We start from the raw sequence: 10585 nt of genomic DNA on the forward strand, positions 1-10585 counted from the left end.
GATACGGTTCCTATGTAGGGTAGCTACCCAGGCAGGGGTAGCGCGGTATCCGTGCCGGGCCTCAAGTTTGGCTACGATCATGCCATCCGCTAATTCAGCTCGCCAAATAGCCACGGTTGGATCGCGGTTGGATCGTCGACGCAGAGGTGAAATTCGTTCGGCGGCTCCTTCTCTGCATCGGTGGCGCAGCGCAGTTCATGTAGTCGGTATTGGAGTAGTGCGGCACGGGTTCTTAACCTGTAGGCTGCCTTACCTCCGAAATACTCGATACGCACCATATCCTTCTGATCTGGTGTCAGATGCGGATGGGGGACGATCGACAGCTCTACCTGTGTCTGCCAGGCGGCGTCCTGGCTAGGCTCGGCCCGCTCTGGCCGAGGATCAGCCAGCTGTTTCAAGCCGCTCAGCCGATTTATAGACAGGTCCAGGAAGCGTCCGGCTTCCGCCTCGTCCTCGGCGATGACAAATGCGCGAACATGCCAGCGCCTGCCTGCCTGCACCAGCGCATGAGGGAACAGTCGTTTGGTGCGAGGTGCTGGGTTGCGCATGGACCGGTGCTCGCCAACGAGCCCCTTGCCCTCTCTGCAGGCACGATTAAGCAGTGCGAAGTGGCGTCGTTCAACGCCGCCGAGGATAAGCTGGGAGCTCTCGATAAAGCCTGTAGCTTCCTGGGGGCGCTCAAACGCAAGGTACTCTTCGATCAGCCCTTCGGTTAGGAGGGGTCTGAAGCCAGACATCGCCACGTATCCGCGCACATGGCTTCGGTACTCAAGGCCGCCTCCATTGAGTTCAGCATATTGGGTTAGCAATCGACTTACCGTGGTGATATGCAGATCAAACACTTGGCGTACTCGCTCATTGGTGACTTGCCCCTCCCAGAGGAGCAGCGTTTCGATGGCTCGAAGTGTTTCCGGACTTTTGTTTGGATTGGGGCGGGGGCGGGGCATGGGGCTGGGCCGGGGTCAGATGACACGCAGCTTAGCATTGATGCTAAGTTAGCGTTTATGATATGTTAGCGTTTATGCTAATGTGAAGTAGATAGCCCAACTTCTGTGGAGTTGCACAGTGTCCAGCTCTCTGTTTGAGGTACTGCCATCGCAACTCTTTCGCCCATTGGCCTCGGCAAATCGGGAGAACTACTGGCGGCTGCTCTTGGGTCTGTACGAAGAATTCTTCGGGCCAGAGGCTGAGGTTCCCCCGGCGACCGGCTGGGAACGGCGGCAGTTGACGCAGTTCATCGAGAACTACCTCGAACACGATGACGCTTGGCAGGCAGAAGAGGGGGTAGGCCAGCTCACTCCGCTCAACATTCGCGCCAACATGTACTTGAGCCATCTCACGGAGAATGGCTGGTTCGAAGAAGAGCAGGTGGGACTCACGCGCACTCTGTCCATGACTGCTGTGGTAAGCCGTTTCCTTGCCACCTTGCAGGTCTTCACAGAAGACACGCCGGCGATGGTGGGCGCGAAGATGCGTTCCATTGAAGACACATTACGTCGGGTGCTTGATCCTGCAAGCAATGTCTACGGTGACGACTTCGTAAACGCCGGCGACAGCGCCCATGCGCTTCTGTCCGGGATTGCCGCCATGAGTCTGAACGTGCGTACCCTGCAGCGCGAGATATTCAAGTCCGCGACCCCCGGGGCGGCTATCCGTCGGTTGTTTGAAGACTACATTTCCAAGCACGTCATGGCTGACTATGCGGACTTGGCTGGCGCCGATCACCCCCTCGCACGAAAGGCGCAGGTGTTGAGCCTAACTCAGGAAATCCATTACGGGGATCATCGGGAACGGATCATCGTGTGGTTGGCCGAGCGACGCTACAAAGGTGATAAAGGCACGGCTGAGGCTGTCTATGAGAAGGCGATCAGGCGATTGAGCAATGTCTATCGTCTGCAAGACTACTTCGATCGCTTGGGCCAGGATCAGCGCCATATCGAGCGTCGCATGCTGGCCATGATCGAGTACCAGCTTCGCGCGCCGGGCCAGCTCGAGAGACGGATCAAAAAGGCTATCGCCGGAGTCAATGCTGCGGAGAACTTCGACGCCTCCATGCCCGTTGGGCCCGGAGCATTGCTTTCCGGTGAACTCCTGTTTCAACCACGCATCGCCCGTCCGCCCATTCCCAGGACCGCGGATTCTCCGCGGCAGATGACAGCCGAGCAGGAGGCGCGGATGAACCTGCACAGGCGTGCGCGTGATGCGCGTACCGCCATGCCAACAGAGGTGAGGGTGTACTTGCAGGGTGTCATGGGAGGAGGTAGGCAGATCCGGGCGTCTCAGCTTCCCATCACCGGTATCAAGCAATTTCGAATGGTGCAGACGCTGTCCACCTACGCACAGGAAGCAATGACAGGCCTCGGAAAGAAGCACCATGAAGGAATTTCAAAGCGACTACCTGGATATCGCTTCCAAAGCGCCGGTGATGAACGAATTGCCGGGCCGTATTTGGACATGCCGGACTTCTACATCACCAAGGTGAAATGACATGGCACGCCACTGGGAAAAGGCGCTTAGCCGCGACACTATGTACGAAGAGCAGGACTACGAGCAGGCGGCCTATCGGCTAGTAACCCATCAGGTCTTGTCCGCCTCTGACCGGGCGACCCGGAAGGATTACGGCATTGTCAGCCGAAATATCAATGACTTTGAGCAGGCAGTTCGTCCCCTTGGCATCGAGCTGTTGCACGACACCAACTACCAGTACATCGTGGCGCGGCCCGTGCACGTACTGACCCAACAGCGAGCCAGCAAGGACGAAACCCTGCTGCTGTTGGTGCTCGCCGGCGTTCATCATCGCGTCCGTTTCGAGGGGCGCGAAGAGCCAAATGGCGAAACTTTCGTCGATTTGCCTGACTTGCAAGAGCACTACGAGAAGGAAACGGGCAGGGACTTTCCCTCGCCTGGGGACTTCCGCTCTTTGATGACCAAGTTCAAGCGCTGGGGGATTGCTGCCTTTGAGGACAAGGACGATGTACGGAATCAGCTCGCGAAGGTTCGCATCCATCCCGCGATCGGAGATCTGCTGCGGAAGGAATACTTGAGCCATCTGGAATCCTTCCGTAAGGAAGTGGCAGGTGAGGGGGATGCGGCTACTTTCGACGCAATGAATGAAGTCACGGAGGATGGCGATGTATCTGCTTGAGAAATTTCACTTGGTACAGTTTTTCCTATTCCGTGCCGAAACCCTGAGCTTTAGCCCTGCAACAGGCATTGTGGCGCCTAACGGATCTGGAAAATCTGCGATTCTGGATGCGATGCAGATCGTCTTGTACGGAGGGGATCAGAATCAAATCGATCTCAATGCGCAGTCAGGGGGGGTATCAGGCACTCGAGGGCGTTCAGTGCGCGAATACTGCCTCGGCTACTATCGCGGTGACGAGCATATTCGTGAGAATGCGACGTCCTATTTGACCATGGTGTTTCGCGACACTGAGGGCGAATTGCCGCCGGTTTCGGTTGGCCTGGCCCTGGGCGCGTCAGTGGGCGACCCAAAGCTGCACGTCTACGGGCGCTATGTGGTCCAAGGGGTTGCGCTCGCGTTAGATGATCATCTTGAAGCGAACGCCGAGGCGGAACTTTTGCCGTTGGCCTGGGGAACGTTCAATAAGCTGATGGAGGACGCAGTCAGTCGCGTGAATGGTAGGCTCGCAGTGCCTCCGTCGGCGGAGAAGCAGGTTGAAGCAATGTTGTTCGCCTTGCGCCCCAAAGGAGGGGGCAGCATCGACCCGAGAGCTTTTCGGCGAGCGATGAAGAATGCGCTTAATCTGCAGAAAGTTCCTGACACCAGCAGCTTTGTTCGAAATTACATTGTCGATGCCTATCCTATCGAGCTCAAGAACTTCCGCTCCCAGCTCGACAATCTGCGCTCGCTTCAAGCCAAGGTTCTGGAAACACTGGACAGGCTTGAGAACGTCAAAAGCTTGATCGCAGCCGGTCATAAGGCTACTCAGACTCGGATGCACGCAGCGACCTATAGGGCGCTGTTGGATGACTATGAGCGTGAACAACACATGGATGCTGTTGATGCGGCACAAACTACGCTGCATGAAGCGCGGGACAGGCATCAGGCAGCGCAGAATGCAGTCGACAGCGCCAAGGCGGAGCATGATCGACTCAACGGCGTGTACATCGAACTAGAGCTTCAATCAGCAGCAGATCCGGCGATCAGTGCCGCCCGTGACCTGGCCAGCGAACGAGAGAGATCACTTAGACCTATCAAAACCAACGTGGCCCAGGCCATTCGCGAGGTGGTGGCGGGCTTCGAGAAGGCCAACCGCGTGAAACCCGATCTCGGAGGCTGGCAGCATCTGGCGATGCCGTGGGTTGAGCTTCTTGATGCGGTTTCCAGTACATCCGTATCCGATGCGCTTGTGCTTGACGTTTCGCAGGCCTCGGCAGCATTGCGCGAGTCCAGCATGCGGGTTGCTCCGATCATCCAGTCGGCACGGCGTCAGCTAGACCATGACGAGCAGAGGCTGTCCAAGCTTGGAAATGAACTTAGGATCGCTAACGAGCAGATCAAACGCATCCAGGAAGGCAAAGCGGAACTCCCGCCGGCCGTCCAAGCAGTTGTGAACATACTTGGAGACAAAGGACTTCTGTGCACGCCCGTCTGCGATTTGGTTACAGTCACAGATGCCGACTGGGCACCCGTAATCGAGGGATTCCTTGGTCGTTCGCGCACTGCCCTGGTTGTCCGTAGCGGCAAGTTTGAGGATGCCTTGTCCGTTTTCAACAAGATTCCGTGGGATACAAAGCCGGATTCAGTACTGTTGGTGAACCCGGTGAAGTCGAAGGCGGATATGGGTGTGGTTCCGCCAATGGGTCTCGCGCACCTGATCGCGGGTGACAATCAAGTGGCGGTGGACTATATCCGTCTTCGACTCGGCCGGCTGGAGCGATTGGAGCGCGTCACCACGGATAGCCCAGAGGGCTTCACCCGTACTGGCGAGCAGGCTGGACGTGCTGATTTCGGCCGTCGACGCCCCTTGTCTGCAACGGAACTGGTGTTGGGACGCCAAGATGCGAGCCATCGCCTGGCGGTGCTTCGGCAGCAGCGCAGCACTTTGGGGCAGAACGCAGCCGAATGCGAGCAGGAGGCGAACCGGTCGCGCCAGTTGGTTGAAGCCCTTGAGAAGTTGGTGGGACTTGAAGGACGTATCCAGGACATTGAAAGATGGCTGAACTCGCACATTCAGGAGCAATCCGCGCTTGATGCAAAGGCGGCGATGCAAGAGATCGCAAGCGCACCTGATCTCCTTGCTCGTCAGCTGCTCATCACAGAGGCAAGGCGAGCTGCCCTGGCAGCACAGTCGAAGCTGGAAGAAAGCAGCAGAGACGTCGGAACTCATGGTGAGGCTTTCCGGCAAGCACAGAGACGGCTAGACGAGCTTGCGGATAGAACCAACGGAATCTGCTCAAAGGCGGCTCTCAGTCGCCGCAATGAATACGTGGGTGATGAGTGGTTCGAAACAAAACGCGATGAGTTTGATGGTTCCGGCCTATCGCTGCATACGATTGTGGCGAAGATTAGTGACGCTACGGTTAGAAGTGGCAATCAGCTGTCTTCCCAGGTGCAGGCCTTGGCAAGTGACATGTCTACATACGCAAACCAATTCGATCCGCAGATGGATATCGCGGTGGGCGACTTGGGTGCCATGTGCGAGACGATGGCTCAGGAGAAGCAACGGCTAGAGGAATCCGAGCTCCATCACTACCAAGTGCTTTCCGCGGAAGCTGCAGAAGCGGCAGAGCAAACGTTCAAGGTGCAGATCGCCGCCCGCCTGAGCGACCACTTCGCCAGCATGCGCAGCACGCTCAATGAGCTGAACAGTACGATGGAGCGCTTGCCGCCATTCTCGAACAACGAGAAGTATCACTTCGTCACCAATCTCAATAAAGATCATGAGTCGCTGTACAAATTCATACTGAAGGTGGCTGGTGCGGGACCGGAGGGGGATATCTTCTCTGGACAGGTGGATGCTCCTCCTGAGTTCAGGGCGATGCTTGAGGGAAAGGATGCAGAGGCCAACAGGCTTCTGGAGGACTATCGCAATTTCTTCAACTTCGAGATTGACGTTCGCAGCAATGGTGTGACGGTGACCGACTTCTCAAAGCGCATGGACAAGGGTTCCGGGGGCGAGCACCGCGCGCCTCTTTTCATCGTTGCTGCAGCGTCGATGGCGCGCGCATTGGGAAAGTTGCGCGGTGATCAAGGCGGCATGTCGCTGATAATTTTCGATGAGTTGGGTGACAAGATTGACTCAGTGAATACCCGTGCCGTCTTTGAGTACCTGAAGGCATTGGGCCTTCAGCCCATCGTCGCGGCACCGGACGATGCCTTGGGTAAGATCAACGAATCGGTGGATACCTACATCGAGATGTACCGTGACGACGATCTTATCTCCATCAAACACGTACGCATTGATGACGATGGTCATGTAATTCTGGATTCCGATAACTGGCGCAAGCATCCCGAGCTTTTCGAGGAGGAGCTCAAGCGTGTTGAAGCAAGTCGAATGCCCCATGGGGAAGGGGTCGTTGCATGACTATAGCCCGGGCCTTCCTTACGTCAATTTTCAATCGCTCCCAGAATGCAGTGAGTCGTGGCAAGGATGAGCGAATAGCTCTCAGGCTGACGGAGTCATCATGCCCAGAGTTCTTCAGCCTGCGCAGCATCGAGGATGCAAGAGCGTTTCGTTCCGAACTTGAACTGGCTGAGCGCTCTGGAGCCATCGAAATCAAGGCCAAGGTGATGGTGCAGCCGCCTCTAGATGTTGCGGGCGTTGCCGTACTGAACCTCGCAAAGCTGGCGAACTTCTTGGGCGCACGACTTCGTCGTGATTCCGTATCAGAGGCCCGTTCCATGCTGGACACTCACACCGGCCTTTTCCCCGTACTGACCGAGGTCATTGAGCGCTGGTCGCTGGGCCATAAGGTTCGCGGGCAAGAGGCTACCGATGCTTCTGTAGCGCAAATACTGGATGCAATCAGACTCATTTCAGCAAGGCGAGGTGTCGTCAGGGACGAACTGTTGCGCCGGGTTTCGGCCATGATGTTTGGTGACAGCAAGCGAGTGGAGGGCATCGTGAAATGGATCGATTTGCTTTGGTTCAACTCTATTGCACCATCTGGACTTGATAGTAGCGAGGTCTTCTCGGCCATAGGCCTGCACAAGGAACCATTGCCCGTACTGATCTCAGGTCCGCTTACGGTTGTTACGTCGACTACGGTGGTGGGAGTGGTTCATCCATATCTCGGCTTCGCTCCTGCCCACATCACTGGATTCGTGCCGAATCCAGCCGTGTTGAGTTGGCGTGTTCTCACCATAGAGAATCGACAGACATTCCATGAGTTTGCTGAAGCTGCATCTGATCAAGTCGGCCTCGTGCTGCTCTATACCGGTGGTATGCCGTCCCCATCCTGGAGACAGGTCTACATGCTGATCTTGAAATCACTTCCTTGCCAGACAACTCAGGCGTTTCATTTCGGCGACTTGGATGAGGGGGGGATGAGAATTGGCGCCGTCATCGCAGGATCTGCCGCCGAGGCGGGGTTCACCCTGAAGCCGTGGTTGATGGATCCCAGGGAGCTCATTGGTCTCGGTTACGCTCTCAAGCCAACGGCTGAATCGGTGTCTAGCGCAATATCTCGAACTTGTCGATCCATCGGGTGGAATGACTTGGCCATTCATGTGGAAACGCATCCGGGGACGCTGGAGCAGGAGGTTCTCCTTCCACAGTTTCCAGGCTCCTAGAATTCTGGGCAGTCTGACCTAGGCGACAAATTGCTTTGCGCCGTCTTTAATGCCTTGATGCGCGTGCCCCGATCATTGCGGGAAGGGAATCATGAGATTTTTTGAACTTGATGCTGTAGATATCACAGCGCTCAGTGCTGGCGATCTGCGTGAATTGGTTGCCCGTCTTTGCGAAGCGGAGGTAATCCAGCAGGGGCGTCGGCCGAAGAGCGTTATGTGGGGAGGTGCGCAGGAGGCACCTGATGGCGGTTTGGATGTCCGTATTGAGGCTATGGACTTGCCGTCCAACGACGGCTTTGTTCCTCGTGGGATCTGCGGTTTCCAGGTCAAGAAGCATGCTATGGGTGCGGCGGCATGCAGGGACGAGATGTTGGAGGGTGGCACCCCAAAGCTCGTACTTGCAGATCTTGCCGATCGAAATGGTGCCTACATTATCGTTAGTGGCAAGGACGATTGTTCAGACAGCATGTTGGCGAGTCGAGTGCGGGCGATGGAGGCGGTCGCGGAGACCCTTCCTGGAAAAGCGTCTCTGCGCGTTGACTTTTATGGTCGAGATCGATTGGCGACTTGGCTACGGCGGCATCCAAGCGTTGCGCTGTGGGTTCGTGCGCGCCTCGGCCGCCCCTTGTCCGGCTGGAGGCCTTTCGGGAGGTGGGCAGCTACTCCCCCAGCCCAGAACGACGCATTCCTTGTTGATGACCACCCCTGCGTGATTGACGCGAACTCGAGCGCAAAGACTCCTATGCCTGTTTCTGAGGGTATACATCTAGCTCGAGAACGGTTGCGCCGCCGCGGTAGTGCGGTGCGCATCACCGGCCTCTCCGGAGTGGGGAAGACGCGATTCGCGCAGGCCCTGTTTGAGGCGAACGTTGGTGAGGAGGCCTTGTCACCAGCTAGCGCAATCTACGCCGACCTGGGTGAGAACTTGACACCGACGGCATCCGAGCTAGTTTCATACATCGTTGCTAACGATCATGCGGTTCAATTGGTGCTGGACAACTGCCCGCCAGACGTGCATCGGCAGTTGCAGAAGCAGGTCTCCGCAAGTAGCGCGATGCTCAGCCTTCTGACAATCGAGTACGACATCTCGGACGATCGTCCTGAGGAAACCGAAGTGATCCACCTCGAGCCGTGCAGCGAGGAGACGGTCTCGATGCTGATCCAGCGGCGGCACCCAGACATCGGGAAGTTGAACGCGGGCAAAATCGCCGAATTTTCCGGCGGCAATTCGCGCATCGCGATCGCGCTGGCCAGCCGGGTAGATGCAGATGAGACGTTGACAAACTTCTCCGACGAGGACCTTTTCCATAGGTTGTTCAGTCAACGAAAAGGAGCGTCCAATGAACTTCTGGAATGCGCTGAAGCGCTATCGCTCGTCTATTCCTTCAATGTCTCCTCGTCCGAGTTCAATGATGAGCTTGGCGTCCTAAGTGCCATCGTTGGCCTCGATCGTCGTGGTCTGCATCGGGCTCAGGCTGAGTTGATGCGTCGTCAGCTCGCGCAGAGTCGTGGTGAGTGGAGAGCAGTTCTTCCTCATGCACTTGCCAATCGTTTGGCGAAGCGTGCGCTGGAGAACATCCCTGTCGATGCAATCAATGCCGAGCTGCTAAAGCCAGAGAACCTCCGACTTTTCGTCTCATGTGCGCATCGACTGGGATACCTGCACGATTTCGAGCCTGCGGTTCGGATGGCAAATAGTTGGGTGAGCCCCGGCGGACCGCTGCATGATATTGGATCGTGTAACGAAGGCACGCTGTCTGCATTGCTATACATAGCGCCGGTATTCCCGGAGACCGTGCTGCAGCTGATCGAGAACGCCGCAACCAAGCCAGGCTTTGCCTCGCGCGAGAACCGAAACTTCAGGTTGTTCGTGCGCCTGCTGCACCAGCTAGCTTACGACGACGATAAGTTTGATCGTGCTGCGACGGTCATGCTGAAGTTCTCCGAGGGCGAGAAGTCAGGTGAGAACAGGGACAGCATAGTTGGACAGATGCGGCATCTGTTCTCGTTGCACCTGTCAGGTACGCTGGCGCGACCAGAACGGCGGTGTGCGTTTGTCAGCAAGCTACTCGAGTCGGGCACCGAGAGGCATCGCGAGATCGCAGCCGAGCTGTTCCATGCTGCGTTCGAAGCGACGCACTGGACGTCTTTCTCTGCGTTCGACTTCGGTGCACGTAGACGTGATGCTGGCTGGCAGCCGCGAACGCGTGCCGAAGAGCTCGAGTGGTATATCGGCTTCTTGAACTTGCTGCGACCGGTGCTGACATGTGATGACTTGACTCTTCGCGACTGGGCGCGCTCACTTCTGGCAGGTCATTTCCGGGAACTATGGACGTTTGCGGGCTGTTTTGATGATCTCGAGGAGATAGTCAGAAGTCATGCTTCGAAAGGGGAATGGCCGCAGATGTGGGTCTCGGTAAAGAAGACGCTTGGCTTCGATGGCGACTCAGCTCATCCTGATCTACTGGCTCGGCTGGAGTCACTTTCGCGCGTTGCGGCACCATCCGACCTCTATTCTGAGATCGAGGCCTATGTGCTGTCCAATACTTGGGATCACATCGAGAGTAGGGGGGGGCAAGTAGCCTTCAGTGACGAGATGATCAAAGAGAAGGTCATCTCTCTTGGTGAGATGGCCGCAGCAGAGCTAGGTTGCTTAGAGCGATTGGGTCCAGGGCTTTGGTCGATGGTCGGCAGGGAATCATTACGTACAGGGCCAAAAGCTGCCTAAGCGACTGAATTTCAAGGTTGATTGCTCGTCTCTCGGGCAGGCTCTCCCCATCTATGGGGTCTGTTCAAGCACCTTGGCTGTGTAGCTCAGCGGCGCCA

6 protein-coding genes are annotated in these 10585 nt (G+C 56.7%); 5 read left to right on the forward strand and 1 reads right to left on the reverse strand.

Annotated elements, in window-relative coordinates; genetic code table 11:
* Positions 1-89: 89 nt before the first annotated feature.
* On the reverse strand, positions 90-947 hold the full coding sequence (locus AC5P7R_RS17820; RefSeq protein WP_146027645.1) for a BrxR family helix-turn-helix transcriptional regulator: 858 nt from the start codon (positions 945-947) through the stop codon (positions 90-92).
* Between the two features lie 118 nt (positions 948-1065).
* Between AC5P7R_RS17820 and AC5P7R_RS17825 the strand changes: the two genes are divergently transcribed.
* The 5 genes from AC5P7R_RS17825 (at position 1066) to AC5P7R_RS17845 (ending at position 10487) form a co-directional block, all read left to right on the forward strand.
* Positions 1066-2487 carry a Wadjet anti-phage system protein JetA family protein gene (locus AC5P7R_RS17825; RefSeq protein ID WP_049400904.1) on the forward strand — a complete coding sequence of 474 codons (1422 nt, stop codon included), beginning with the start codon at positions 1066-1068 and terminating at the stop codon, positions 2485-2487.
* 1 nt (position 2488) lies between these two features.
* Entirely contained in the window at positions 2489-3145 is a 657-nt protein-coding gene (locus AC5P7R_RS17830; RefSeq protein WP_017354467.1) for a DUF4194 domain-containing protein, read from the forward strand.
* On the forward strand, positions 3132-6551 hold the full coding sequence (locus tag AC5P7R_RS17835; RefSeq protein ID WP_158704768.1) for an SbcC/MukB-like Walker B domain-containing protein: 3420 nt from the start codon (positions 3132-3134) through the stop codon (positions 6549-6551). The genes AC5P7R_RS17830 and AC5P7R_RS17835 overlap by 14 nt, the downstream gene beginning before the upstream one ends.
* Before the next feature lie 50 nt (positions 6552-6601).
* The gene (locus tag AC5P7R_RS17840; RefSeq protein ID WP_192813847.1) at positions 6602-7759 is read left to right on the forward strand and encodes a Wadjet anti-phage system protein JetD domain-containing protein; all 1158 of its coding nucleotides are present in this window, start codon (positions 6602-6604) and stop codon (positions 7757-7759) included.
* A 91-nt stretch (positions 7760-7850) separates the two neighbouring features.
* Positions 7851-10487 (forward strand): hypothetical protein, encoded by a 2637-nt coding sequence (locus tag AC5P7R_RS17845; RefSeq protein ID WP_234026163.1) that lies wholly within the window; start codon positions 7851-7853, stop codon positions 10485-10487.
* Positions 10488-10585: the final 98 nt, after the last annotated feature.

This window comes from Stenotrophomonas sp. YJH_SMC_27, from assembly GCF_059369815.1.

Bases quoted from the DNA above. Each gene is read 5' to 3' on its own strand.
- AC5P7R_RS17820 (WP_146027645.1), bottom strand. From the start codon at position 947: ATGCCCCGCCCCCGCCCCAATCCAAACAAAAGTCCGGAAACACTTCGA.
- AC5P7R_RS17830 (WP_017354467.1), top strand. From the start codon at position 2,489: ATGGCACGCCACTGGGAAAAGGCGCTTAGCCGCGACACTATGTACGAA.
- AC5P7R_RS17835 (WP_158704768.1), top strand. From the start codon at position 3,132: ATGTATCTGCTTGAGAAATTTCACTTGGTACAGTTTTTCCTATTCCGT.
- AC5P7R_RS17845 (WP_234026163.1), top strand. From the start codon at position 7,851: ATGAGATTTTTTGAACTTGATGCTGTAGATATCACAGCGCTCAGTGCT.